The following is a 26,024-nucleotide window of genomic DNA, read 5'->3' on the forward strand; positions in this document are numbered from 1 at the left end:
CGTCCCGGGAATGTTTTGACTAAACATTGCCGGGACGTGCCTTCCCGGTTAATGCATCAGACTCCGGCGATGTACCGCACGGCGTCGAGATAGGGAAGGTTGACGGCGGCGTCCGCGGCAGCGCGGACGGCCGGCTTCGCGTTGAAGGCTATGCCGATCCCGGCGGCGCCCAGCATGTCGAGGTCGTTCGCGCCGTCGCCCACGGCGATCGTGTGTTCCATCGGGATGCCCTCGGCCGCAGCCCATTCGCGCAGGTACTTCTCCTTGGCCGCCCGGTCGATCACGTCGCCGAGCACCTTGCCGGTCAAGGCGCCGTCGACGATTTCGAGTTCGTTCGCGATCCAGTAGTGCAGCCCCAGGTCTTGGGCGATCGGCCGGAGGATCTGGTTGAAGCCGCCGGACACGACCGCCACGGCATGGCCGGCGGCCTGGAAAGCCGCCACCAGCTCGGCGGCGCCCTCGGTCAGCCTGACCTCGGCGCGGACAGACTCGACGACGTCCGCGGGCAGCCCCGCGAGGACCGCCACCCGGGCGTGCAGGCTCTGGGCGAAGTCCAGCTCGCCGCGCATGGCCGCCTCGGTCACCGCCGTTACTTCCTCGCGTTTGCCGGCGTAGGCGGCCAGGAGCTCGATCACTTCCTGCTGGATGAGGGTGGAGTCCACGTCCATGATGAGGAACTTCCGGGGCGCGCTGCGCAGTGCTGCCGGAACCAGCGCCGTGTCGACGCCCTCGATGCCGGCGGCCGCCAGCGCACGGCGCGCACTGTCCAGACGGGCTTCCGCAACCGCGGCGGCGGTGGCGGCGCCGGCAGTCCGTCCGTCCCGTCCGGCGTCTTGGCGGCTGTCCGCTCCGCCGGCCTGGGAGGCGCCCCGGGAGGCGTCCAGCGAGGCGCCCTGCACGCTGTCCAGGGCGCAGTCGACGGCGTACACCTCGAAGCGGGCGTCGCCGGTCCGGGTTTCCGCCCCGACGCCCAGCCCGGCGGCCGTCAGGAGCGAACGCAGCCGCTGGATGTCGGGAAGGGACAGTTTCAGGCCGTAGCTCACTGCGGTCACGTTCGAACTCATGGCCTCAATCCTAGCGAGCGGGCCGCGGGCGGCCCGAATTCGTTGCGCCCGGGCAGGCGCCGCGTGACGCTCCACGGCAGGGCGCGGCGCCGGTTATCAGTCGCCCGCTTTTTTGTCCTAGTGTCTACTCCTATGAGTGATGTTCTTGAAATGGCCGGGGTCAGTGTTGTACGTGGGGCGAAGACGCTCCTGGACAAGGTCGACTGGCAGGTCAAAGAGGGCGAACGCTGGGTGATCCTGGGCCCCAACGGTGCCGGTAAGACCACACTCCTCCAGCTGGCCGCGGCCCGCATCCACCCGACCTCCGGAATGGCCGGCATCCTCGAGGAAGTCCTCGGCGCCGTCGACGTCTTCGAGCTCCGCCCCCGGATCGGGCTGTCCTCCGCTGCGCTGGCCAGCCAGATCCCCGAGCACGAGAAGGTCCTCAACGTGGTGGTCACCGCCGCGTACGGCGTGACCGGCCGCTGGCGCGAGGGCTACGAGAAGGACGACGAGCGGCGCGCCTTCGGGCTGCTGAACGAGTGGGGGATGGGCCCACTGCTCAACCGCCCCTTCGCCTCGCTTTCCGAGGGGGAGCGCAAGCGCGTCCAGATTGCCCGCGCCCTCATGACCGATCCCGAGCTCCTGCTCCTGGACGAGCCGGCCGCGGGGCTCGACCTCGGCGGCCGCGAGGACCTGGTCCAGCGCCTGAGCGAACTCGCCCGCGACGACGCCGCCCCGGCGATCGTCCTGGTCACCCACCACCTCGAAGAAGTGCCGCCGGGCTTCACGCATGCGATGCTCATGCGCGACGGCGGCGTCGTGGCTTCCGGCCCGTTGCCGGAGGTCCTCACGGCGGAAAACCTGAGTGAAACGTTCGGCCTGCCGTTGGACGTCAGCGTCAACGCGGGCCGGTACACCGCGACCGCCAGCCGCTGACGGGGCCACTGACCGCGCGTGGAGCTCTTCAATAGTGCCCTCATATTCTTCGCCGGCCTGTGGGCGGGCACCATCAACAGCGTCGTCGGATCCGGCACCCTGGTCACGTTCCCGGTGCTGATCGCCTTGGGCTACGCCCCCGTCACGGCCTCCATCAGCAACGCCATGGGGCTCGTGGCCGGCAACGCCACCGGCGCCTGGGGCTACCGGAAAGAACTCGAGGGCCGCGGCAAGCAGCTGCTCCGGCTTCTGCCGGCCTCGCTGCTGGGTGCCGTCACCGGCGCCTATCTGCTGTTGCACCTGCCCGAGAAAGTCTTCTACTACGCCGCCCCCGTCCTGATCGTGCTGGCCCTGCTGATGGTGGTCTTCCAGCCGCGGTTGCAGCGGTGGGTGAGGAACCGCGAGGAGAACCCCGAGCACGCGATCCGGGACCGCCGCCACAGTGTGCTGCTCGTGGTGCTGGTGTATCTCGCCGGCGTCTACGGCGGCTACTTCGTGGCGGCCCAGGGCATCCTGTTAGTCGGCATCCTGGGCGTGTTCATGACCGGGACCATCCAGAACGCCAACGCGATGAAGAACTTCCTGGTCCTGGGCGTGAACGTGGTGGCCGCCGCCTCCTACCTCCTGTTCGCCTTCGACCGGATCGACTGGGGTGTGGTCGGGCTGATCGCCGTGAGCTCCCTGATCGGCGGCGTGATTGGCTCCAGGGTGGGGCGCCGGCTCTCCCCGGCGGTCCTGCGCGGGGTCATCTTCACCCTGGGCCTGGTGGCGCTGGGGTTCATGATCGCCAACCTGTTCAAATAGCCCTTCCAACAGCCTCCCAGGAATGACCTGCCCGTGACCTTTCACTTTCTTGAATCCGCCGACGACCCGCGGGTTGCGGACTACACGCAGCTCACGGACGTGCACCTGCGCAAAATCCGGGAACCCGCGGAGGGGCTGTACATCGCCGAGTCCTCCCGCGTCCTGCGCCGGGCCCTGGCCGCAGGGCACCGGCCGCGGTCCTTCTTCCTGGCCGAGAAGTGGGCCGGGGACCTCGCCGATGTCTTCGAGCAGTACCCGGAGGTGCCGGCCTACATCGGCCCCGCGGCTCTGCTGGAGCAAATCACCGGCTTCCACCTGCACCGCGGCGCCATGGCCGCCATGCACCGGCCCGCCCCGGTGCCGCTGGCGGACCTGCTCGCCGGAGCCCGCCGGGTTGCGGTGCTGGAGGACATCGTGGACCACACGAACGTCGGGGCCATTTTCCGCTCGGCCGCGGCCCTGGGCGTGGACGCCGTCCTGGTCTCGCCGCGCTGCGGGGATCCGCTCTACCGCCGCAGCGTGCGGGTCAGCATGGGCACCGTGTTCCAGGTGCCGTGGGCCCGGCTGGAGGACTGGTCGGAAGGCTTGGCCGCGCTGCAGGAGCAAGGCTTCACCGTGGCGGCCATGGAGCTCACGGAGGACGCGGTGGACCTCGACGTGCTCGCGGCGCGCCGCCCGGAGCGGCTGGCCCTGGTGCTTGGGACGGAAGGCGCGGGCATGAGCGAAGGAACCCTGGCCGCCGTCGACCTCGCCGTGAGAATCCCGATGCGCCCGGGCGTCGATTCGCTCAACGTCGCCGCGGCGTCGGCGGTGGCGTTCTGGGAGCTCCGCCCGAAGGACTGAGGCGCCCTGCATCGTGCGGCGGCCGCGCCGCGCTGACGTGCGCCAATGCTGTTCGTCAGCGGTCCGGGGATCGGCTATCATTGATAGCTGGCCGTCCGGTGCTTTCCGCCGGCCATCCCACTCATACCTGGCAACTGGCAAAATCCAGTTGTGCGAACAAAGGTCCAATTATGAAGTCTAATACTCACCCGAAGTACGAAGCTGTTGTTTTCAACGACCTGGCTTCCGGCGTCAAGTTCCTGACCAAGTCCACCGTGTCTTCTTCGAAGACCATCGAGTGGGAAGACGGCAACACCTACCCGGTCATCGACGTCGAAATCTCCTCTGAGTCCCACCCGTTCTACACGGGCAAGCAGCGCATCATGGACTCCGCAGGCCGCGTCGAGCGCTTCAACGCTCGCTTCAAGGGCTTCGGCGGCAAGAAGTAACTTTCTTCCCCAAGGTCTTATGGAAAGCCCGCACCGGCAACGGTGCGGGCTTTCTGCGTCTCTGCTGCCGTTCCGGCTGACCGGGTGACCCGGGTTCCCGGGCGCATGCGGCAGGATGGAGGTCATGACATCCCATCCTGCGGCCACCGCTCCCAGCCCCGACGACGACGGCGGCGGCCGTCACCACGGCGAGTACAAGGTCCCGGGCGGCAAGCTCGTGGTCGCCGACTTCGACGTCGTCAACGGCGTCCTGGCCCACGTCTCGCTGAGCGGGGACTTCTTCCTCGAACCCGACGAGGCGCTGCCGGAGATCAACCGGGCGCTCACCGGGTTGCCCGTCGAGACGAGCGCCGCGGACATCGCGGACGCCGTGACGGAGGCGCTGCCCGAAGGCACCGTGCTGTTCGGTTTTTCTGCCGACGCCGTCGCCGTCACCGTCCGCCGCGCCCTGGCGAAGGCCACCGGCTGGGCGGACCACCACTGGAACATCATCGCCCCGTCCGTCCTCCCCACCCACGTCAACGTCGCCCTGGATGAGGTCCTCACCGAGGAAGTCGGCGCCGGGCGGCGCAATCCCACCCTGCGGTTCTGGGACTGGGAGGAGCCCTCCGTGGTGATCGGCAGCTTCCAGTCCGTCCGCAACGAACTCCACCCCGAGGGCGTGGCCCGGCACGGCATCAGCGTGGTCCGGCGGATCAGCGGCGGGGGAGCGATGTTCATGGAGGCCGGGAACTGCATCACCTACTCGCTGTACCTCCCGCAGACCCTCGTGGACGGGATCAGCTTTGCGGACTCCTACCGCTTCCTCGACGCCTGGGTGATGGCGGCCCTGGAAAAGGTCGGCATCAGCGCCTTCTACGTGCCGCTCAATGACATCGCCACCGAGCACGGCAAGATCGGCGGCGCCGCGCAGAAGCGGCTCGCCAACGGCGGCATGCTGCACCATGTCACCATGAGCTACGACATCGACGCCGACAAGATGGTGGAGGTGCTGCGGATCGGCAAGGAGAAACTGTCCGACAAGGGCACCAGGAGCGCCAAGAAGCGCGTGGATCCGCTCCGCCGCCAGACCGGCCTGGCCCGCGCCGAAATCGTTGCGGCGATGATGGACGTCTTCGCCGAACGCTACGGCGCGACCCCGTCCGTCCTCACCGACGCCGAGCTGGAGGCCGCCCGCCGCCGCGTGGAGACCAAGTTTGGCACCGCGGAGTGGCTGCACCGGGTCCCCTAACGGCCAGTTCCATAGCGGCCCGGTCTACCCCATCGATTGCTCTATAGCTGCCGTTTTCGGCCGTCAAAAGGGCCGTTACGGAGCGGTCGATGGTGCCTGGGCCGGTGCCGTCAGAGCCTGCGCCCTGAGGGAACGGTGCAGCTGGCTGCGCTGTTCGATGATGATCCGGCGCAGGGCACGCGGCGCATCAGTGTGGGCGGCCAGCCACTGGTCGGTGCGGACGATCACGGCGTGGGTTTCGGCCGTTTCGCCGTCCAGGTCCTGTACCGCGGGGTAGAAGCCGCGGACAATCCGGCTGGCGATCTCGATGCTCCGGTCCGCCCAGACGTCCTCGAGGGATTCGAAGTACGGGTCGATGAACCCGGCCAGCAGGGAGGCCGCGCCGGTGTTGAACCCGGCAATCGTGGCGCCGAGGAGCTGGTTGGACAGGCCGGTGCCGTGGACGGCGGCCTCCCAGGCGGCCGCCTTGACGGCTGCCTCGGGGCGCGCGGCGAGGGCCGTGGCGTGCCCGGACTTGCCTGCCGCCGTGTTGTCCCGGGCGAGTTCCTGGTCGAGCTGCTCCTGCGAGGCCTGGCCGTTGGCCGCCAGGGCATGCCAGAGATTCCAGCGCAGTTCGGCGTCCACGGCGAGGCCTTCGATTACCGTGCTGCCGTCCAGGATGCCCCGGAGCAGGTCCAGCCGGCCGGCGTCGTAGCGGCTGGTTGCGGCAAGGGTCCGGGCCCAGGCCAATTGCTGGTCGGAACCCGGGGCTGCCGCCTGCAGCTGTTCGGCGGCTGTGGTGAGGAAGCCGTGGCGCACGGCATCGCGCTGGCCCCGGGGCACGTACCGTTCCACCGCCGTCGAGGCGTTGCCCAGCACGTTGAGGAGGACGCCGATGCCCGGCTCCGCGGGCCCGAAGCGCTCGACGGCGTCGACATAGAGTGCGGCCGGTGTGACGGCATCCCGGGCCGAGTCCCACAGCGCCGTCCAGCACAGCGCCCGCGCCATGGGGTCCTCCAGCTTGTCCAGGGAGCCGCGGACAGTGGCCTCGGAATGCGGGTCCAGCCGGACCTTGGCGTAGCTGAGGTCCTCGTCATTGACCAGCAGCAGCGCAGGCCGCGGTTTGCCGGCCAGCGCGGTCACGTCGGTCCGGGCGCCGCGCACATCGGTCTCGACACTGTCCGTGCGGACCAGGGCGCCGGCGTCGTCGAAATCGTAGAGGCCGATCCGCAGCCGGTGCGGGCGGGGCTCCTGCCGGCCGGTGGTGGGATCCACGGCATCCTGCAGGACGGTGACGGAGCTGAGCGCGCTGCTGACTTCGGTGGATTCGGTGATCTCGCTGGACAGGGTGGAGATGCCGGAGGTCTGGAGCCATTGGCGGGCCCATTCGCTGAGGTCGCGGCCGGACGCCGCGCTCAGGGCGGCCAGCAGTTCGGCGAGAGTGGTGTTGCCGTAGGCGTGGTCCCGGAAGTACTGGCGGGACCCGGCGATGAAGGCCTCGAACCCGACGTAGGCCACCAGCTGCTTAAGCACCGAAGCGCCCTTGGCGTAGGTGATGCCGTCAAAGTTCTGCTTCGCGGCTTCCAGGTCCGGGATATCGGCGACGATCGGGTGGGTGGTGGGCAGCTGGTCCTGGACGTACGCCCACGCCTTGCGGTTGTTGGCGAAGTTCACCCAGGCCGTGTCCCAGTCCGTGGTCCGGTCCACGCCGAGGGTGCCCATGTAATCCGCGAAGGATTCCTTGAGCCACAAATCATCCCACCACTTCATGGTGACGAGGTCCCCGAACCACATGTGCGCCATCTCGTGCAGGAGCGTGTTGGCGCGGGCCTGGTACTGCGAATCGGCGGCCCGGGAGGTGAAGACGTAGCTTTCGGTGAAGGTCACCAGGCCCGGGTTTTCCATGGCGCCGAGGTTGTACTCGGGGACGAACGCCTGCTCGTATTTGCCCCACGGGTAGGGGAAATCAAAGAGTTCGTTGAAGAAGGACAGCCCGTTCCTGGTGAGGCGGAACAGGGCGTCGGTGTCGAAGGATGCGGCCATGGAGGCGCGGCAGTAGAGCGCCAGCGGTACGTCCAGAACGGTGCCGTCGGCGAGCGTGCCGCGCCAGGCGTCCTCGGCCTTGAAGTACGGTCCGGCGAGGACGGTGGTGATGTAGGTGGACATCGCCTTGGTGGGCGCGAAGTCCCAGCGGCTCGTGGCGGGATCACTCGTCAGTTGGGTGCGCAGCACCTCGGCGCCGTTGGAGGACACCTGCCAGTCGGAAGGGGCCATGACGTGGAAGGTGAACTCGGCCTTCAGGTCCGGCTGTTCGAAGTTCGCGAACACCCAGCGGGCGTCGGCGGGTTCATACTGCGTGTAGAGGTAGCACTGGCCGTCGGCGGGATCGACGAAGCGGTGCATGCCCTCACCGGAGGTGCTGTACAGGGCCGTTCCCGTGATGGTGACCTGGTTCTCCGGCTGCAGGTTCTCGAGCCGGATCCGGGAACCGTCCACGACGTCGGCGACGGCGAGTCCCTTGCCGTTGAGGAAGACGCTGTGCACGCTGCCGGCGATGAAATCCACGAAGGTCGTCGCCCCGGGTTCGCTGGCCGAGAAGGAGATGATGCTGCGGCTCGTGTAGCCGGCGACGTTCGGGTCGGCCGCCTGCCGGACGTCAAGGGAGACATCATAGCTGTGAGTGGTGATGAGGGCGGCGCGGTCCGCGGCCTCGTCGCGGCTCAGATTCTGGTTTGACACCCCGCTATCTAATCACGGGAGCGTGTGTGCCCGGTCACGCCGGCGGGAACATCAGGAAGGCGGCCGCCAGCCCGAGCAGGGCGATCAGCAGCCAGGACGCCAGCGCGGCCAGCAGCGCGCGTGCGCCGGTGTGCAGCAGCTGGCCCACCCGGACGGCGGAGCCCAGCCCGAAGAGCGCCATGCCGAGCAGCAGGTCCTGGACGGTGGCGGCCGCGTCCAGGGCCGCGGGGGAGAGCCACCCGGTGGTGCGCAGGCCCGCCAGGGCCACGAATCCGATGACGAACAGCGGGACCACCGGGGGGCGCTTGGCGCCGTCGGCTGCGGTGCCCAGCCGGTGATGGAAGCCCGCGGCGGCGACCATCGGCGCCAGCAGGATCACCCGGGTGAGTTTGACGACGACGGCGACGGCCAGCGCCGCGGTACCGGCGGTCTGGGCGGTGGCGACCACCTGCCCGACGTCGTGCACGGAGGCGCCGGTCCACGCCCCGAAGATCTCCGGACCCAGGCCCAGCGGCCGCGCGAGCAACGGCAGCACACCGATCGCCAGCGTGCCGCACAAGGTCACGAGCGCCACCGGCAGCACGGTTTCCTCCTGCCGGATTCTGCGCACGGCGGCCATCGCCCCGATCGCTGACGCCCCGCAGATGGCGAATCCCGTGGCCACCAGCAGCGCCACGCGGGGCGGCAGCCGGAAGAGCCTGCTGATCCCGTACGTCCCGGCGAAAGCGGCCAGCACCACGGCGGTCACGAGCAGCAGCGCGGCCCAGCCCAGGCCCAGGACATCGCCGAGGCTGACTTTCAGGCCCAGCAGCACGATCCCGGCCCGCATGAGGTGCTTGCCGGCGAAGTCCAGCCCGGGCCGCGCCGGCCCGGCGGTCCAGCCAGACACGCCCGGCAGGTTGGCCGCCAGCAGCCCGAGGAGCACGGCCATTGTCATCGCCGGCAGCGCGGGAAGGAGCAGGTGGGCGGCGACGGCGACGGCGACGGCCGCCGCGGCGCCGGCCAGGCCTGGCGCGGCCTCTCTCAGGGCTGAGGCGGTGGCGGATCTCTTCAGGGGCACGCCCCTACATTGCCGTACCCGGCCGGAAAAGCCGTAACCGCGGCCGTCCCGGCAGGCGGCCCGGACTGCGCGGCCAGCACTGAGCGCCGCGCCGCGGGCCGCCGAAATGATTTCAGAACAAAAAAGTGGTTGGCTAGTGACCATGTCTGACCTATTCCAGGAATACTCCGAGGCCGCCGGCCGCACCGGCGCCTACGACGAGATGTTTGCCCCCGGCCAGCAGGCCCGGAGATCCTACGGGCAGGTGGCCCTGGCTTTGCGCGAACTCTCGTTGGCTGACGTCAGCGCCCGCGCCGATTCCATGGCCCGGACCTTCCTGGACCGCGGCGTGACCTTCGACTTCGCGGGTGAGGAACGGCCCTTCCCCCTGGACATCGTCCCCCGCGTGATCCCCGCCGATGAGTGGAGCGTCCTGGAACGCGGTGTGGCCCAGCGCGTCCGCGCCCTTGAAGCCTTCCTCAATGACGTCTACGACAAGATGACCGTGGTCTCCGACGGCGTCATCCCGCGCCAGCTCGTCACGACGAGCGCGCACTTCCACCGCCAGGTGCACGGCTTTGAGCCGGCCGGCGGCGTCCGGGTCCACATTTCCGGAATCGACGTCGTCCGCGACGCCGAGGGCACGTTCCGGGTCCTGGAGGACAACGTGCGCGTGCCCTCGGGCGTCAGCTACGTCCTCGAGAACCGCCGGGCCATGGCCAAGGGCCTGCCGGAGGCTTTCGGCCAGCAGCTCATCCGTCCGGTCGAGGAGTACCCCCGCCGGCTCCTGTCCGCCCTGCGGAAGACGGCACCCTCCGGCGTCGACGATCCCACCGTGGTGGTCCTGACCCCCGGCGTGTTCAACAGCGCCTACTTCGAGCACACCCTGCTCGCCGGACTCATGGGTGTCGAACTCGTCGAGGGCCGCGACCTCATCTGCCGCGGCAACCGGGTCTACATGCGCACCACGGCGGGCGAGCAGCGCGTGGATGTCATCTACAAACGCATCGACGACGAATTCCTGGACCCGCTGCAGTTCCGTGCCGATTCCATGCTCGGCTGCCCCGGCCTGGTCAACGCCGCCCGCGCCGGCGGCGTCACGATCGCCAACGCCGTGGGCAACGGCGTCGCCGATGACAAGCTGGTCTACAGCTACGTGCCCGACCTCATCCGGTACTACCTCAACGAAGAGCCCGTGATCGCCAACGTGGACACCTTCCGGCTCGAAGAGAAGGAGGCCCGGGAACACGTACTGGACCGCCTGGACGAGCTCGTGGTCAAACCGGTGGACGGCTCGGGCGGCAAGGGCCTCGTGATCGGCCCGGACGCGTCCGGGGACGAACTCGACGCCCTGCGCAAGCGGATCATCGCCGACCCCCGCGGATGGATCGCCCAGCCAGTCCTGCAGCTGTCCACGGTGCCGACGCTCAGCGGCGACAAGTTCGGCCCCCGGCACGTGGACCTGCGCCCCTTCGCCGTCAATGACGGCGAGGACGTCTGGGTTCTCCCCGGCGGACTGACCCGTGTGGCGCTCAAGGAGGGCTCGCTGATCGTCAATTCCAGCCAGGGCGGCGGTTCCAAGGACACCTGGGTCCTGGCCGACTCCCCGCAGGTCCCCGTCGAAGTGATCCCGCGGCCCTCCATCGCAGTCCGCGAGCGGGTTTCGGTCTGGCCGGTGGAGAGCAACTGGCGCGACAGCCAGAAAGAGCAGCAACAGCAGCAGCAGATTTCTGACGCGCAGGAGGTAACCGCGAATGCTTAGCCGTATTGCCGAGTCACTGTTTTGGATCGGCCGCTACGTGGAACGGGCCGACGGCACCGCCCGGATCCTCGACGTCCACCTCGAACGGCTCAACCATCTGCCCATGGAGGAACAGCGCAGCGTGGCGCAGGAACTCCTCGCCGTCATGGGTGCCCGCGCGCAAAGTGACGATTTCGGCCTGCCCGAACTGCTCAACGCCCTCGCCTACGACAAGCAGAGTGCCACCTCCATTGCCGGTTCCCTCGGAGCCGCCCGGGAAAACGCCCGCCGCGCCCGCGAGACCGTCTCCTCCGGGCTCTGGGAAAGCCTCAACACGACCTACTACGGGCTCAACCAGCACCGCAAGGACGTGGTGGGCACCTACCGGTTCTGCAACTGGGTCCTGGAGCGCACCGCCATGGTCAGCGGCCTCGCCGACACCACCGTCAGCCACGACGAGAGCTGGCAGTTCCTGGTCCTGGGCCGGTCGCTGGAGCGTGCGGACATGACCGCGCGCATGCTGTCCACCCGCGATGTCCTCTCGGCCGGCATGTCCTGGGTGAACATGCTCCGCTGCGCCGGGGCCTACGAATCCTTCCTGCGGACCCGCCGGGCGGCGTTCGGGGACCAGCACGCGGCCGAATTCCTGCTGCTGGACCGGCTGTTCCCGCGGTCCATCGTCTACGCGCTGCGCGACGCCGACGAGTGCCTGGCGAAGCTCGACCCCTCGGCCCAGCGCGTCGGCTTCATCAACGACGCCCGCCGGATCGTCGGGCAGGCCCGCACCTTCCTGGAGTTCCACCGCACCGATGACCTCATGTCGGAGCTGCCGGAGCACATGGAGCGTGTGCAAAAGGCCGTGTCGCAGGCCTCGGACGCCATTTCCCGTAAGTACTTCAATCAGGCAGACGAACTGGCCTGGGTGGGAGAAGTTTCATGACCCGGCTGAACATCGTCCACAAGACGGCCTACAAGTACAACAAACGCGTCACCCTGTCCTACAACGAGGCCCGGATGACCCCGCTGACGGACCCGCAGCAGGTGGTACTGGAATCCTCCATGAAGGTTTCCCCCTCGCAGGCGGCCCTGAGCAGCTACCGCGACTACTGGGGCACCCGGGTGACCGCCTTCGACATGCAGATGCCGCACGAGCACCTCGAGGTGCTGTCCACCACCACCGTCGAGGTGCACCGGGTCGAGAAGATCGCAACCGAGGCCGACATCGTCGGCTGGGACGTCCTGGCCGCACCGGAACGCCTAAACCAGTTCAGCGACTGGATTCCCCAGTCCCAGCTCACAGGTCCCGGCTCCGAGGTGCTCGCCATCATTCCCGGCGTCGTCGAGGGGAAATCGCCGCACGAGGCCGCCATGGCGGTCTTTGCCTGGATGCGCGGTGAAATGACCTACATGAAGGGCTCCACCGGCGTCACCACCAACGCCGAACAGGCCTGGAACCAGCGGCAGGGCGTCTGCCAGGACCTGGCACACCTCGCCATCGGGTCACTGCGCAGCTGCGGTATCCCGGCCCGCTACGTGTCCGGTTACCTTCACCCGCGTTCGACGGCGGAGCTCGGCGAGACGGTCGCCGGCCAGTCGCATGCGTGGCTCGAGTGGTGGGACGGCGAATGGCGCAGCTGGGACCCGACCAACCACAAACCCGCGGGGGACTTCCACGTCACCGTGGCCCGGGGCCGCGACTACCGCGACGTGCCGCCGCTCAAGGGCATCCTGTCCGGCGGCGGGGGATCGGCCCTCAGCGTCAGCGTGGAGATCACCCGCGTCGCCTGACCGCACGCCGCGCCCCCGCGTTGCGCTGTCAGATCGGGCTGCCCTGAAGCCCTCACAAGCCCTCAGGGCAGCCCGATCTGATAGCGCAAGAGGTGTTTTTTTGGGGGACGCGGGTTATTCGAGGCCGGAGCGCGTGGCGTCGTCCAACGGCGTCCACCAGGTCTGGGGCGGCACCACCTTGAACCGCCGGCCCGTGACGGTCTCCGGCGTAATCCGGACGAAATGTTCCTTCTTTCCGGCCTGCCACGGGAACAGCAACAGACCCACGGTGTCCATGACTTCCTGGGGGTTCTGCACCGGCGCGGCCTGGCCCTTGATGACGACGCTCCAGGCGACTCCCGTGTCCGCGTTGATGCCGTCGGCCTCCAGCGCCACAGGCGTGCCGCCGGTGGCCGCCTGCAGCTTGGTGCCCTCCGCGGTCCGGAACACCAGCGTGCCGTGGTCCACTTTGTAGTTGATCGGGAAGATATCGGGGTGGTCGTCCACCCAGACCGCCAGCCTGCCGACGGAGACGCTGCGCAACAGCCGCCAGCATTCGTGGTGGTCGAGGTCTTCGACAGCGTGGGTCTGGTCCTTTGGCTCGTGACGGCCCGGGCTCGATTCAGTGCTCATGCCGGCGAGCGTACGCGGCCGGGCTGACGGCGGCTAGGGCAAATGGACCCAGCCGCCGGGTTAATCTCCGAGTTCTGAGGCTTTCCTGAGTCGTTCGCGCTATTCTGGCAGAGGGCCGTCAGCGTCTACATTGGCCGGAGCGAACTGGGGGCAATGACATGCATTCAACGGGTGAGGGCTCAGGCCATACCGTGTCCGAGCCAAATCCCGTAGTTGAGGAGCTACTGAAGGGGTTCGGCGCACGGGCGGAAGAGCTGCTTCAATCCAAGGAACGCATGGCCGGCCTGCTGGAAGCCGTCGTCGCCCTGGCCGAGGACCTGAGCCTGGATGCTGTCCTGGAGCGCGTGGTCGAATCAGCGTGCCGGTTGTTGCATGCCCGGTTCGGCGCCCTTGGCGTCATCGGTGATGACCACGCGTTAAGCCACTTCATCACTGTGGGCATCGATGGCAATCTGGCACGGCAAATCGGTCCGCTGCCGACCGGCCACGGAGTCCTTGGCCTCCTTATTACGGACCCGTTGCCGCTCCGGCTACATGAACTGAGCAAGCACCCCGAGGCCTACGGATTCCCCGCGCACCACCCTCCCATGCAGTCCTTCCTTGGTGTCCCGGTCCGCGTCCGGGACGTGGTGTTCGGCAACCTCTACCTCACCGAAAAAGAAGGCGGGGAGGACTTTTCCGCCGAAGACGAGGCCCTGGCCGTCGCCTTGGCGGCGGCGGCCGGCGTCGCCATCGAAAATGCCCGGCTCTACGACGACGCCCGCCGCCGGGCACGCTGGCTGGAGGCCTGCATGGACGTCTCCGGGCTGATGCTGAGCACGGACCGCGACTACACCTCGGGCGGCCTGGACCCGATAGCCGGCCGGGCGCTCCAGGAGTCAGCGTCCTCACTCGCCCTGCTGGTGGCACCCGCCGCCAATGGCGTGGCCCACGTGGTGATCGGCGTTGCCGGTGAGCGTGGCACCGCGTTTTCGGGGCGGTCACTGCATCTGGACTCAGAGCTCCTGGAAGGTGTCCTCGAAGGCGGCGAGCCGGTGCTGTTCGACGACGCATCCGAAGTGTTGGGGGAGGTCGACGGCGCAGTCACCGGCCCGCTGCTGGCAGTGGCGCTGAGTACCCAGGGTGCCCACCATGGCCTCCTGCTGCTGGCACGGGACAAGGAGTCGGTGCGCTACGCCCGGACCGACATCGAAATGGGGGCCGTCTTCGGCTCCCACGTGGCCCTCGCCTTGGAACTGGCCCGGGTGCACCGGCTGCGCGAGGAGCTTCTGGTCTTCACCGACCGCGACAGGATCGCCCGGGACCTGCATGACCTCGTCATTCAACGGCTGTTCGCCGCCGGGCTGAGCGTGCAGAGCCTGACCCGTTTCACCAAGGAGGATCTGGCGCTGGAGCGCATCCGCAACATCACCGGCGAACTCGACGAGGCGATCCGCAGTCTGCGCGACACCATCTACTCGCTCAAGAGCAACACAGGCGAGATCGAACTGCTGAGCGGCCGGATCCGTCGTGTCACGCGCAGTTCGTCGAAGTCCATGCCGTTCCCGCCGCGCCTGACCATTACGGGACCCGTGGATGCCGTGACACCTGACAAGGCCGACAATGTCGTGGCCGTGGTTTCCGAGGGGCTCAGCAACGCCATCCGGCACTCCGGGGCGGATACAATCTCGGTCTCGGTTGCGGTCGTCAGGGGCCGGGTGACGGTGGTGATCAGCGACAACGGCGCCGGATTCGCCCAACCCTCAAAACGCAACGGGCTAAGCAACCTCGAGGACCGGGCGCGCATGCTCGACGGCGAATGCACCATCACGAGCGCGCCCGACTCCGGTACCAGCCTGGAATGGTCGGTGCCGCTTTAGCCAGCACGCCCGAAGGTCCGGTTTCCGCGGAGCCTACCCGACGCTGCGGGGCCGGATTACTTCGCCGGTTCTCCCGACGGCGGCCGCCGGAAATGCCGGGCTGGCGATGAAGACGGCGGCCTGCGTGCGGCGTTCGAATCCAAGCTTGGCCAGCAGGGACGACACATAGTTCTTGACGGTCTTTTCCGCCAGGAACATTTCGGCGGCAATCTGCCGGTTGGTCAGTCCGCCGCCCACCAGCTCCAGGACCTTGCGTTCCTGGGGCGTGAGGGAGGACGTGCGCGGGTCGACCTCTTCGGCCTCCACCAGGCTGTCCACGACGCCGGCGGCCACGCCTTCCTCGAAGAGGGACTCGCCCGCTGCTGCCCGCCGCAGGGCGCCGATCAGGTCCGTGCCGCCGATCTCCTTCAGCACGTATCCGCTTGCCCCGGCCAGGACGGCGCCGCGCAGGGCCTGTTCGTCGTCGAAGCTCGTCAGGATGATGCAGTTCAAGGACGGGTCCACCGACCTCACGTCCCGGCAGACCTCGATGCCGGTCCCGTCCGGCAGGCGGGCGTCCAGCACACAGACATCAGGATGCAGTGCGGGAATCCGCCGGGTCGCCTCCACCGCGGATCCGGAACTGCCGACGACGGCAAACCCCTCGCCTTCGAGAAGCTCCTGCAGCCCGCGCCTGACAAGTTCGTGGTCATCAAGGATAAAGACTCGGATCACCGCCTGCCCGCCATCAGGTGCAGTGAGACCTGCGTCTGCCCAGGCAATCATGATTCTCCCGTCCGGCCGCTTGCGGGGCCGCTCGATGCTCTTAGTAACACGCTGATTCTTGTAACGAGATGCTGTATTTCATCTGCTGACCCCAGCCTCTGCCATTCTTGTGCACCGGGGCGGCGCGGACAAGGGTCATAGTGCCCAACAGGCCGCCTCCGGCCCGTTGCCCGGAGCGTTTCCGGGTCGCCCGCCGGCCGGGGTGCGTGCATGCCTTTTGGCCCTAGGCGCCTGGCCGGGCGAAGGCAATTATGGGAGCGTCGCCATCTGGCGCGGGAACTCGGCCGGTACGAGGCAAGGATGGCGATGAACGAAGTCAGGGACGTCCGCACGATCGTGGTAGGCGTTGACGGCTCGGACGCTTCGGTGTCCGCGCTGCGGCATGCGCAGGGCCTCGCGGTGCCCCTGGCCGCCAAGGTGGTCGCGCTGGCGTGCTGGGACTACCCGCCGGTGTACGACGGCTATGTCGCCGTCGGCATCGACGACTTCGATGTCCGGGCCGGCGAAATCCTGGCCGAGGCGGTGGCGAAGGCCTTCGGCCCGGACACCCCGGACAACGTCGAGGCCCGCCTCATCCAGGGGCACCCCCGCCGCGTGCTGATCGAGGAGAGCAAAGCCGCGGACATGCTCGTGCTGGGCCGCCGCGGCCACGGCGGATTCGGTGGGCTGTTGCTCGGATCGGTGAGTTCCGCCTGTGTGGCACATGCGCATTGCCCGGTGCTGGTGGTCCACTCGCCAGAACACGGCTGACGCCGCAATCCTGCCGGAGGATTCTATTCGAACGTGGCCCGGCGCGGATCCGAGAGCCGGGTGGTCCACACATCGGGCCGGTTGACCTTGAAGCGTCGTCCAGTCAGGGCTTTGGGAGCCACACGCACGTAGTAGGCCTTCTCGCCGGGCTGCCAGGGCTCCAGGAGCAGGGAGTCAATTTCGTCCTTCTCCTCCTGGCTCTCGATGACCTCGGCTTCCCCGCGCGCCATCACGCTCCAGGCCGTCTCGTCGCGGGCGTCGTAGCCGTCGATCTCGAATGCAACCGGCTTGCCTGTGATCGCGCCCCACAGCTTCGTGCCGCCGGCGGTGCGGAAGGCAATCGCCCGCCGTTCGAGGACGAAATTTACCGGGAAGATCTCCGGATGGTTGTCTACGATCAGCGCCACGCGCCCCACGACTTCGGTATCGAGCAGCGCCCAGCACTGGTCCATGGTCAGCGAGTAATCCGGAGAGGGCGTGGTTGAGTCCATGTCGAACCACGATACGGGCCGCCCCGTAACCCCCATTAGGGCCATAGGTCCCGCGGCGGACACGTATGTGACGGATGCCGCGGCCCGCCGGCGCCGGTCACCAGGGACTGGGGGTCACCAGGGACTGGGCTTGTAGTCCTTGAGGAACACACCGTACTGGTCCTCGCCGGATTCGCCCATCACGATGGGGTCGTACACGCGGGCGGCGCCGTCAACTAGGTCCAGGGGCGCGTGGAAGCCCTCTTCCATGAGGCGGACTTTGGTGTAATGCGGGCGCTCGTCCGTGATCCAGCCGGTGTCCACGGCCGTCATGAGGATGCCGTCGGCGTCGAGCATTTCCTGGGCGCTCGTTCGCGTCATCATGTTCAGCGCAGCCTTGGCCATGTTCGTGTGCGGGTGTCCGGGGCCCTTGTAGGCGCGGGAGAACTGGCCTTCCATGGCACTGACATTGACGATGTACTTCCGCCGCGCGGTGGAGCGTTTCATGGCGCCACGCAGCCGGCTGACCAGCAGGAACGGAGCCGTCACGTTGCACAACTGCACTTCGAGCATCTCCAGCGGGTCCACCTCGTCCAGCACCTGGGTCCAGCTGTTGATGCTGGCGAGGTCCGGGACCAGTCCGCCCGCATCGATCGCGGTGCCGGAGGCAATCCGCTCCAGCGACGCCGACCCGGTGGACAGGGCCAGGGACGTGATCGCGTCACCGGCCAGCACTGGATGGTCGAGCACGCTGCTGGCGAGGGCAAGCGGGTGCTTGTCGTGGGCGTGGCCGAACGTGACGAGCTCCGGGCCCCCATTGGCAGCCTGAAGGGCGGCGGGCAGCGGCTCGTCCTCGGCGTCCACGAGCGGCTTGTAGGCGTTGCCGGAGCGCCGCACCGTCTGGGCCGCGTTGTTGATGATGATGTCCAGCGGTCCTGCGGCATCCAGGGAATCCGTCAGGGCCATCACCTGGGACGGGTCGCGGAGGTCGATGCCCACGATCCGGAGCCGGTGCAGCCAGTCGGCGCTGTCCTCCATCGCAGCGAAGCGGCGGGCGGCGTCCTTCGGGAACCGGGTGGTGATGGTGGTGTGCGCGCCGTCCCGGAGGAGCCGGAGCGCGATGTACATGCCGATCTTCGCCCGGCCGCCGGTCAGCAAGGCCCTGCGGCCGGTCAGATCGGTGCGGGCGTCGCGCTTGCTGTGGCTGAACAGGGCGCACTCGGGGCACAGCTGGTGGTAGAAGGCATCCACCTGGGTGTAGTGCTGCTTGCAGATGTAGCACGGCCGGGACCTGATCAGGTGGCCGGCGATTTCCCCGGTGGCGGACGTGGCGAGCTTGTTGCCGCGCGTCTCGTCGTCGATCCTGTCGGGGGCCGCCGTCGCCGTCTGTGCGATCACGGCGCGGTCCGCCTCGGCGATCTCATCACGCTTGCTGACCCGCCGGTGGCGCTTGACGGCCTTGAACATTTTCCCGGTGGCGCGGCGCACTGAGACGTAGTCCGGGTGCTCCTCGTCATAGGCGTGGATCGTGTTCAGTACCTTCAGGCAGGCCTGGATTTCCTCCGGGGTCAGCTCGGCGAGACCAAGATCGGCAAGACCAGGCTCGGCAGAGGGAAAGTCGGAGGACAGATCGGGGGAGCTCATTGCCCTAATTTTACAGGGTGCGGGGAGCCCGGCCGGACGTGCCTGCCGGGCCCCCGCCTGCCTATGCCGTGGGTGATTGCTTGACCGGTGCGTCCGCGCCCACAGCGGCGGCCTGGACGTCGGCCACCTTGTCCACGGAGTCGCGCAGTTCGGGCCAGTTCTCAGTGGCGGTGCGGACGGCGTCGGGCACCAGGCGCAGGTTGGCCGCGGAGAGCGCCCGTTCCGCATCGCTGGGGTCCGGGACGTGCTGGCCCTTGGACAGGACCGTGATTCCGGAGTCCGTGACCTTGAAGCCGCGGGCGCGGTCCAGTTCGGGGTCGAGTCCGATCGCGGCCCCGGCCGGCACCTTGACGTTCTTGTCGATGATGGCGCGTTTGATGACTGCGCCTTCGCCGACGTTGACCTTGTCCATCAGGACCGAGTCCAGGACCCGGCTCGAGGTGCCGACGTAGACGTCGTTGGAGAGCACGGAGCCTTCCACGATGCCGCCGGAGACGACGACGCCGCTGGCCACGATGGAATCCAGTGCCGTGCCCACGGTGTTGGACTTCCCGCGGACAAACTTGGCCGGCGGGGAGATGGTCTGGCGGGTGTAGATCGGCCACTCGGAGTTGTAGAGGTTGAAGACCGGAACAGGGGAGATCAGGTCCATGTGGGCGTCGTAGAAAGAATCGATGGTGCCGACGTCGCGCCAGTAGGTGCGGTCCCGTTCGGTGGAGCCCGGAATGTCGTTAAGGGTGAAGTCGTAGACGCCGGCCTCGCCCTGGTTGACGAAGTACGGGATGATGTCCCCGCCCATGTCGTGCTTGGTATCGAGGCGCTCGGCGTCAACGTGGAGGGCTTCGATAAGGGCATCGGCGTCGAAGACGTAGTTGCCCATGGAGGCCAGGAACTGGCTGGGGTCGGCCGCGAGGCCCGGTGTTGACGACGGCTTCTCCACGAACGCGGCAATCTTCTCCGGGTTGTCCGCATCGGTTTCGATCACGCCGAACTGGTCCGCCATGTGCAGCGGCTGGCGGACCGCGGCGACCGTGGCCTTGGCCCCGCTCGCGACGTGCTGCTCCACCATCTGGGAGAAGTCCATCCGGTAGACGTGGTCTGCGCCGACCACGACCACGATGTCGGGGTTGGCGTCGTGAATGAGATTCAGCGACTGATAAATGGCGTTGGCGCTGCCGAGGAACCAGCTCTTGCCGACGCGCTGCTGAGCCGGAACCGAGGCCACATAGTTGCCCAGCTGGGTGGACATCCGCCACGTTTCGGAAATGTGCCGGTCAAGGCTGTGGGACTTGTATTGCGTCAACACCACAATTTGCAGATAGCGGGAATTCACAAGATTTGAAAGGGCAAAGTCAATGAGCCGGTAGCTTCCGGCAAACGGGACACCAGGCTTGGCCCGGTCCGCCGTCAACGGCATGAGCCGGTTTCCCTCGCCACCTGCGAGGACAATTGCCAAAACTCTCTTTTGATGCGGCATGGTGATAGCTCCTGAACGCCTTCGTTACTCCCCAATACAGTCCGGCATGCCCGAACGTCTTCACACTAGATCAGTTCCACCGTAACGACTACCTTGGTGCATGTGCGAATAGATATTGTGACCAAAGAATTCCCGCCGGAAATTTATGGCGGCGCCGGTGTCCATGTGGCCGAGCTCAGCCGAGTGCTGGCCCAACGCGTGGACCTTCAGGTGCGTGCCTTCGGCGCGCCCCGCGAGCCCGGGTACCACGGAGCGACTGTCACGTCGTATTCCGTGCCCGAAGACCTGGGCTCCGCAAACGCCGCCATCCAGACCCTCGGGGTGGACCTGAGGATCGTTCCGGACATCGCCGGCGCGGACCTGGTCCACTCCCACACCTGGTACGCCAACATGGCCGGACACATCGCGTCGCTGCTTCACGGCATCCCGCATGTACTGAGCGCGCACAGCCTGGAGCCGCTGCGCCCGTGGAAGGCCGAGCAGCTTGGTGGCGGCTACGCGGTGTCCTCCTGGGTGGAAAAGACCGCCTACGAGGCCGCCGCCGCCATCATCGCCGTCTCGGAAGGCATGCGCCAGGACATCCTGCGCAGCTATCCGGACGTTGACCCGACCAAGGTCAAGGTGGTCCACAACGGCATTGACGTCAGCCAGTGGAACCGGGACGAGGCTGATGACATCATCCGTCCGCTCGGAATCGATCCGGAGCGCCCCAGCGTTGTTTTTGTGGGCCGGAACACCCGGCAGAAGGGCGTGCCGTACCTGTTGCGGGCCGCCGCCAAGCTCCCGGCCGACGTCCAGCTGGTGCTGTGCCTCGGTGCCGCGGACACCCCGGAACTGGCGGCCGAGACGGCACGCCTGATCGAGGAGCTGCAGAGCCAGCGCAGCGGCGTGATCCTGATCGAGCGGATGCTGCCCCGCAACGAGGTCATCCAGGTGCTCAGCCACGCGACGGCGTTCGCGTGCCCGTCCATCTACGAACCGCTGGGCATCGTCAACCTTGAGGCGATGGCGTGCGGTGCCGCTGTGGTGGCCAGCGCCACCGGCGGTATCCCGGAGGTCGTCGAGCACGGCAAGACCGGACTGCTTGTTCCGATCGAGCAGGTCACGGACGGCACGGGAATCCCTCTGGACCCGGAGAAGTTCGTCACCGACTTTGCCGAGGCCCTCATCGAAGTGGTGTCTGATCCTGCCCGGGCGCGCGCCATGGGCGAAGCCGGCCGGCGCAGGGCCGAGGAGCACTTCTCCTGGGAATCCATCACGGAGACCACGCTCGAGGTCTACCGCGCGGTGCTCCAGCAGGGCTCCTGACCCCGCGACGGAACAGCACCACAGCGTCACTGCATTTCAGTGTCACTGCACTTCGACGATGGCGCCGCCCCGGCTGAGGGGGCGGCGCCGTCGTCGCATTTCGGCTGGGTCAGCTGCGGGCTTTGGTGCCCTGGGCCTTGGTGCCGTGAGCTTTTGTGCCGTGAACGGCGCGGGCAAGCAGGATCTTTTCGTCCAGGGGCGCCTGGCCGCTGGCCCGCTGCTTGCGGAAGTAGTCCCGGGCCTCGTCCTGGCGGACCTTCTCCGCGCCGGTGGAGATCTCAGCGCGGAGGTGCTCCGGGCCATACCCGAACGCGTCCACCAGGTCCAGGGCATGCGGGCGGATCTTCACGAGCAGGCGGTTGATGTATTCGCCCACAGTGCGTCCGCGCTGCATCGACAGCCTGCCGTTCATGAGGTACCAGGACAGGTTCTTCTCGATCAGGGACAGGCCGAAGAGATCGCGCAGCCACGTCAGGACTTTGTGCGTGCCCGGGTCTGTCACCTTGCCGAGGGCCTCGGTAAAGGCCTCCCACTGCAGCAGTTCCGCATGGGCCTGGGCGGCTTCGATGAGTTCGTGCTGGTGGGCGTTGAACAAGGCGGCGCCCTGCTGCTGCGGGAGCTTGTTCGCGCCCTTGAGGGCCGTGGCCACCTCCGCGACCATGGTCTGGACGCGGTCCGTGAGCAGAGTCCGCTGGCTTGCTTCGTCCTTGATCGCCAGCGCTGCCTTCTGCACTGATCCGGTGTCGGCCACGAACTGGGCGACGCCGCGCAGTCCGGTGCGGTGGATCGCAGCACCGGTGGCCTGGCCCACGACATAGCGGGCCAGCACGCCGACGTTGACGGTGCGGAATTCCTTGGCGTAGTCCGCCAGCAGGCGCTTGGCGACCAGCTGCAGCAGGACCGTGTTGTCGCCTTCGAACGTGGCGTACACGTCGAGGTCGGCGCGGAGGGAGGCGAACCGGTTCTCGATCAGGAATCCCGCACCACCGCAGGCCTCGCGGCATTCCTGCAGCGTATCCAGGGCGTGCCAGGTGCTCAGCGGCTTCAGGGCCGCGGCCAGGGTTTCGAGGTCCTGGCGGTCCTGGTCGGTGTCGTGGCGGCCGGAGAAGACGTCGTCGAATTTCTGCAGCAGCTGCTCGCTGGCGAAGCTGGCGGCGTACGTGGTGGCCAGCCGGGTGAAGAGCCGGCGCTGGTGCCGCTGGTAGTCCAGCAGCACTTCCTCGTCGGTCTGCGAGGAGGCATTGAACTGCCGGCGTTCGGTGGCGTACTGGATGGCGGTTTTCAGGGCCAGCTTCGACGCCGTCACGGCGGCGCCGTCGAGGGAGACCCGGCCCTGGACCAGCGTGCCGAGCATGGTGAAGAAGCGGCGGCCCGGGCTGGCGATGGGGGACGTGTAGTTGCCCTCGGGGTCGACGTCGCCGTAGCGGTTCAGGAGGTTGGTGCGGGGGATCCGGACGTTCGTGAAGTGCAGCCGGCCGTTGTCGATGCCGTTCAGGCCGCCCTTGACACCATCGTCCTCGCCCCCGATGCCCGGCAGGAACTCCTTGGTCCCGGGGTCCCGGAGGTCCATGTAGAACGCGTGCACGCCGTGGTTGACGCCCTTTGTCACCAGTTGGGCGAACACGACGGCGGCCAGGCCATCGGTGGCGGCGTTGCCGATGTAGTCCTTCCACGCTGCCCGGAACGGTGTGTGGACCACGAACTCTCCGGCGGCGGGGTCGTAGGTGGCGGTGGTGGCAATGCTGGCCACGTCCGAGCCGTGCCCGGTCTCGGTCATGGCGAAGCAGCCTGGGATCTCCAGGCTCATGATGCCGGGCAGCCATTTCTCGTGGTGTTCCGCGGTGCCGAGGTGGTTCACTGCGGAGCCGAACAGGCCCCACTGCACGCCGGCCTTGATCTGCAGCGACGGGTCGGCGATGACCAGTTCCTGGAAGCCGGCCACGTTGCCGCCGTGGTCATCGGAGCCGCCCACGGACTCCGGAAATGCGCGGTGGACGGCGCCATTGTCCACCAGGATCCTGAGCTGCCCGAAGACGCGTTGGCGGTGTTCTGTGTGGGTCTGGCCCTCGATCTTGTGCAGTTCCGGGCGGCCGGCGAGGCCCCTGGACTTCAGCCGGATGGCGGCCCACTTGCCGAGCAGCTGTTCGCCAAGGGCCGCGACGTCGACGGCGGGCGCCCCAGGGGAACCGGGCTGGCCGGAACGGCCGGCTGCCGTGGTTGCCGCCGGCTGTTGTGGTTGCGGCCGGCGGCGGGGTGCGTTGCCGGTGGTGCGGTCGGCTAGTTCAGTCATGTCGTTTCCTTCTGTGGTTCTGACAATCTTTAGTGCTGACAGTTAAGGTCGCGGGCGGGGGCCGGTGTGCCGCTGCTACGGCGCGCCCTGGCCTGCCGGGTCTGTTGATTCCGTTTGTGCTGCTTCTTCTTCGGGACGAGGTGCCTGCAGCTCCGGGGCGATGCCGAAGCAGAGCCAGTCCGTGATCTGCCGCGCCATGGCCTCCTGGCCGGGCTTGGCCGGTCCGGGCGGGCTGGCGAGCCACTGTTCGCCGGCATTCCGGACCAGGCCGATCGCGGCGTTGGGCCAGTAGCCGATCACGGCTTCCTTGTCCTGGCCGCCGCCCAGATGGCTGCGCATCGGCCGGGCAATCATGTCGCTGATGGCGGCGAAGAAGTGGCTCAAGGCTCCCGCCGTGGACATGGACGGGCCGGCCGTTTCGGCCTCGCCGGAAGTATGGCGCGTGACGAACGTGTAGACATTCGGGCTGGTCTCGGCCATTTGGAGGTACGCGGACACCATGGCGAACAGGCCTTCGCGGGGCGTCTGGGCGCTCTGGGCCGCCTCCTGGATGCGCCGCTGCATCTGGCTCAGGACCACCTCGCCCACGGCCTGCTGGAGTCCGGCTTTGTCGCCGAAATAGCGGTAAAACACGGACTTCGACGTTCCCGCGGCTGCGGCAATGTCCTCCATGGACGCATCGCTGCCGAGGGCATGCACCGCTTTCCGGGCCGACTTGATCAGCTCCCGCCGCCGTTCCTCGCGGTGGGACTGCCAGCGGGAAGCGCGGCCGTCGACGGCGGCCTGCCCGGCGGGCACGGTGGCTTTGGGGATGTTCACGATACCCAGCGTATCAGGTACGCTGGGTATCGGTAATCGCTTTGATCGAAGGAGACAGCCCATGTCCGTCAACGGACAGTCAGTGCCCCGCCCCCAGCCAGCCGCCGCATCCGCCGCCGGGAAGACACAGCACGCCGGCGCAGGCCCGGCACAACTCCGCAAGGCCGTGGTCGTGGGCGGCAACCGCATCCCGTTCGCCCGGACCGGAGGCGCGTACACGAAGTCCTCCAACCAGGACATGCTCACGGCCGCCCTTGATGGCCTGATCGCCCGCTTCGGCCTGCAGGACGAGCGGATCGGGGAAGTGGCTGCGGGGGCGGTCCTCAAGCACTCCCGGGATTTCAACCTCACCCGCGAAGCGGTGCTCGGCTCGGCACTCTCCGCCGAGACCCCGGCGTATGACCTCCAGCAGGCCTGCGCCACCGGCCTGGAAACGGTGCTTGGCCTGGCGAACAAGATCAAGCTGGGCCAGATCGATTCCGCGATCGCCGGCGGCGTCGACTCGGCCTCTGACGCCCCCATCGCCGTCAGCGAGGGACTCCGCGAGGTGCTCCTTGACCTCAACCGCGCCAAGACGATGTCCCGGAAACTGCAGGTCCTCAGCCGGCTCCGCCCCAAGGATCTGGCGCCCGATGCCCCGAACACGGGGGAGCCGCGCACCGGCCTGTCGATGGGCGAGCACCAGGCGCTGACCACGGCGCAGTGGAAGATCACCCGCGAGGCCCAGGACGAACTGGCCTTCAACAGCCACCGGAACCTGGCCGCGGCCTACGACGCAGGCTTCTTCGATGACCTCCTGACCCCCTACCGGGGACTGAGCCGCGACTCCAACCTGCGCGCCGACACGAGCCCGGAGAAACTGGCCACCCTCAAGCCCGTTTTCGGCAAGAACCTGGGCGCCGAGGCGACCATGACGGCCGGCAATTCCACCCCGCTGACCGATGGCGCCTCCACCGTTCTGCTGGCGTCCGAGGAATGGGCCGACGCCCACGACCTCCCCAAGCTCGCCGCGGTGATCGACGGCGAGGCTGCCGCCGTCGACTTTGTCCACGGCAAGGACGGGCTGCTCATGGCCCCGGCCTTCGCGGTTCCGCGGCTTCTCGCACGCCACAATCTCAGCCTCGCGGACATCGACTTCTTCGAGATCCACGAGGCTTTCGCCGGCACGGTGCTCAGTACCCTCGCGGCGTGGGAGGACGACGAATTCGGCCGCACCCGCCTGGGCCTGGACGGCGCCTTCGGCAGCATCGACCGGGCCAAGTTGAACGTCAACGGCTCCTCGCTGGCCGCCGGACACCCGTTTGCGGCCACGGGCGGCAGGATCGTGGCCTCGCTGGCCAAAATGCTGCACGAAAAGGGAGACGTCAACGGGCGTCCGGCCCGCGGCCTCGTGTCCATTTGCGCCGCCGGCGGCCAGGGCGTCGTCGCAATCCTCGAAGCACTCTAGGGAGAACCG

At 67.8% G+C, this 26,024-nt stretch carries 22 protein-coding genes; 12 read left to right on the top strand and 10 right to left on the bottom strand.

Annotated elements, in window-relative coordinates; genetic code table 11:
- Positions 1-56: 56 nt before the first annotated feature.
- Complete coding sequence (serB, locus tag AC1D0A_RS02595) at positions 57-1,064, bottom strand: phosphoserine phosphatase SerB (protein ID WP_476945119.1); 1,008 nt, start codon at positions 1,062-1,064, stop codon at positions 57-59.
- A gap of 132 nt (positions 1,065-1,196) precedes the next feature.
- Here serB and AC1D0A_RS02600 point away from each other — a divergent pair, with 132 nt between their 5' ends.
- The 5 genes from AC1D0A_RS02600 (at position 1,197) to AC1D0A_RS02620 (ending at position 5,288) form a co-directional block, all read left to right on the top strand.
- Positions 1,197-1,982, top strand: a complete 786-nt coding sequence (locus AC1D0A_RS02600; RefSeq protein WP_026266341.1) for an ABC transporter ATP-binding protein — start codon at positions 1,197-1,199, stop codon at positions 1,980-1,982.
- A gap of 18 nt (positions 1,983-2,000) precedes the next feature.
- Complete coding sequence (locus AC1D0A_RS02605; RefSeq protein ID WP_476945120.1) at positions 2,001-2,786, top strand: sulfite exporter TauE/SafE family protein; 786 nt, start codon at positions 2,001-2,003, stop codon at positions 2,784-2,786.
- Between the two features lie 33 nt (positions 2,787-2,819).
- Positions 2,820-3,629 carry a TrmH family RNA methyltransferase gene (locus tag AC1D0A_RS02610; RefSeq protein WP_476945121.1) on the top strand — a complete coding sequence of 270 codons (810 nt, stop codon included), beginning with the start codon at positions 2,820-2,822 and terminating at the stop codon, positions 3,627-3,629.
- Positions 3,630-3,799: 170 nt separating this feature from the next.
- A complete protein-coding gene (locus AC1D0A_RS02615; RefSeq protein WP_018772953.1) occupies positions 3,800-4,057 on the top strand; it encodes a type B 50S ribosomal protein L31 in 258 nt (85 codons plus the stop codon).
- Between the two features lie 124 nt (positions 4,058-4,181).
- Positions 4,182-5,288, top strand: a complete 1,107-nt coding sequence (locus tag AC1D0A_RS02620; protein WP_476945122.1) for a lipoate--protein ligase family protein — start codon at positions 4,182-4,184, stop codon at positions 5,286-5,288.
- A gap of 75 nt (positions 5,289-5,363) precedes the next feature.
- On the opposite strand, the gene pepN is transcribed toward AC1D0A_RS02620, so the two are convergent.
- Positions 5,364-8,006, bottom strand: coding sequence for an aminopeptidase N (pepN, locus tag AC1D0A_RS02625; RefSeq protein ID WP_476945123.1), 2,643 nt, complete (start codon positions 8,004-8,006; stop codon positions 5,364-5,366).
- Positions 8,007-8,040: 34 nt separating this feature from the next.
- A complete protein-coding gene (locus AC1D0A_RS02630; RefSeq protein WP_243177660.1) occupies positions 8,041-9,066 on the bottom strand; it encodes a YeiH family protein in 1,026 nt (341 codons plus the stop codon).
- A gap of 142 nt (positions 9,067-9,208) precedes the next feature.
- Here AC1D0A_RS02630 and AC1D0A_RS02635 point away from each other — a divergent pair, with 142 nt between their 5' ends.
- Genes AC1D0A_RS02635 through AC1D0A_RS02645 form a run of 3 tightly spaced genes read left to right on the top strand, consistent with a single transcriptional unit; the run spans position 9,209 to position 12,574 of the window.
- Entirely contained in the window at positions 9,209-10,807 is a 1,599-nt protein-coding gene (locus AC1D0A_RS02635) for a circularly permuted type 2 ATP-grasp protein (RefSeq protein WP_476945124.1), read from the top strand.
- Positions 10,800-11,726 carry an alpha-E domain-containing protein gene (locus tag AC1D0A_RS02640; protein ID WP_026266338.1) on the top strand — a complete coding sequence of 309 codons (927 nt, stop codon included), beginning with the start codon at positions 10,800-10,802 and terminating at the stop codon, positions 11,724-11,726. The genes AC1D0A_RS02635 and AC1D0A_RS02640 overlap by 8 nt, the downstream gene beginning before the upstream one ends.
- The gene (locus AC1D0A_RS02645) at positions 11,723-12,574 is read left to right on the top strand and encodes a transglutaminase family protein (RefSeq protein ID WP_028275546.1); all 852 of its coding nucleotides are present in this window, start codon (positions 11,723-11,725) and stop codon (positions 12,572-12,574) included. The genes AC1D0A_RS02640 and AC1D0A_RS02645 overlap by 4 nt, the downstream gene beginning before the upstream one ends.
- 114 nt (positions 12,575-12,688) lie before the next feature.
- Here AC1D0A_RS02645 and AC1D0A_RS02650 read toward each other — a convergent pair whose 3' ends face one another.
- A complete protein-coding gene (locus tag AC1D0A_RS02650; protein ID WP_028275547.1) occupies positions 12,689-13,186 on the bottom strand; it encodes a pyridoxamine 5'-phosphate oxidase family protein in 498 nt (165 codons plus the stop codon).
- Positions 13,187-13,344: 158 nt separating this feature from the next.
- On the opposite strand from AC1D0A_RS02650, the gene AC1D0A_RS02655 reads away from it, so the two are divergent.
- Positions 13,345-15,045: a GAF domain-containing sensor histidine kinase gene (locus AC1D0A_RS02655; protein ID WP_476943904.1), complete on the top strand. Its 1,701-nt coding sequence runs from the start codon at positions 13,345-13,347 to the stop codon at positions 15,043-15,045.
- Positions 15,046-15,078: 33 nt separating this feature from the next.
- Here the strand turns inward: AC1D0A_RS02655 and AC1D0A_RS02660 are convergent, their stop codons facing one another.
- The gene (locus AC1D0A_RS02660) at positions 15,079-15,810 is read right to left on the bottom strand and encodes a response regulator (RefSeq protein ID WP_028275549.1); all 732 of its coding nucleotides are present in this window, start codon (positions 15,808-15,810) and stop codon (positions 15,079-15,081) included.
- Between the two features lie 300 nt (positions 15,811-16,110).
- Here AC1D0A_RS02660 and AC1D0A_RS02665 point away from each other — a divergent pair, with 300 nt between their 5' ends.
- On the top strand, positions 16,111-16,560 hold the full coding sequence (locus tag AC1D0A_RS02665; protein WP_243177654.1) for a universal stress protein: 450 nt from the start codon (positions 16,111-16,113) through the stop codon (positions 16,558-16,560).
- Between the two features lie 23 nt (positions 16,561-16,583).
- Here the strand turns inward: AC1D0A_RS02665 and AC1D0A_RS02670 are convergent, their stop codons facing one another.
- From AC1D0A_RS02670 to glgC, 3 genes are all read right to left on the bottom strand, one after another.
- Complete coding sequence (locus AC1D0A_RS02670; RefSeq protein WP_476945125.1) at positions 16,584-17,051, bottom strand: pyridoxamine 5'-phosphate oxidase family protein; 468 nt, start codon at positions 17,049-17,051, stop codon at positions 16,584-16,586.
- Between the two features lie 114 nt (positions 17,052-17,165).
- Positions 17,166-18,674, bottom strand: coding sequence for an SDR family NAD(P)-dependent oxidoreductase (locus tag AC1D0A_RS02675; protein ID WP_476945126.1), 1,509 nt, complete (start codon positions 18,672-18,674; stop codon positions 17,166-17,168).
- Between the two features lie 61 nt (positions 18,675-18,735).
- Complete coding sequence (glgC, locus tag AC1D0A_RS02680) at positions 18,736-20,151, bottom strand: glucose-1-phosphate adenylyltransferase (RefSeq protein WP_476943686.1); 1,416 nt, start codon at positions 20,149-20,151, stop codon at positions 18,736-18,738.
- 102 nt (positions 20,152-20,253) lie between these two features.
- On the opposite strand from glgC, the gene glgA reads away from it, so the two are divergent.
- Entirely contained in the window at positions 20,254-21,459 is a 1,206-nt protein-coding gene (glgA, locus tag AC1D0A_RS02685; protein ID WP_243177650.1) for a glycogen synthase, read from the top strand.
- A 109-nt stretch (positions 21,460-21,568) separates the two neighbouring features.
- On the opposite strand, the gene AC1D0A_RS02690 is transcribed toward glgA, so the two are convergent.
- Positions 21,569-23,749, bottom strand: coding sequence for an acyl-CoA dehydrogenase family protein (locus AC1D0A_RS02690; protein WP_476945127.1), 2,181 nt, complete (start codon positions 23,747-23,749; stop codon positions 21,569-21,571).
- Between the two features lie 75 nt (positions 23,750-23,824).
- On the bottom strand, positions 23,825-24,568 hold the full coding sequence (locus tag AC1D0A_RS02695) for a TetR family transcriptional regulator (RefSeq protein WP_476945128.1): 744 nt from the start codon (positions 24,566-24,568) through the stop codon (positions 23,825-23,827).
- Between the two features lie 61 nt (positions 24,569-24,629).
- Here AC1D0A_RS02695 and AC1D0A_RS02700 point away from each other — a divergent pair, with 61 nt between their 5' ends.
- Positions 24,630-26,015 (top strand): acetyl-CoA C-acetyltransferase, encoded by a 1,386-nt coding sequence (locus AC1D0A_RS02700; RefSeq protein ID WP_028275556.1) that lies wholly within the window; start codon positions 24,630-24,632, stop codon positions 26,013-26,015.
- Positions 26,016-26,024: the final 9 nt, after the last annotated feature.

Source organism: Arthrobacter sp. P1_D4 (assembly GCF_056406115.1).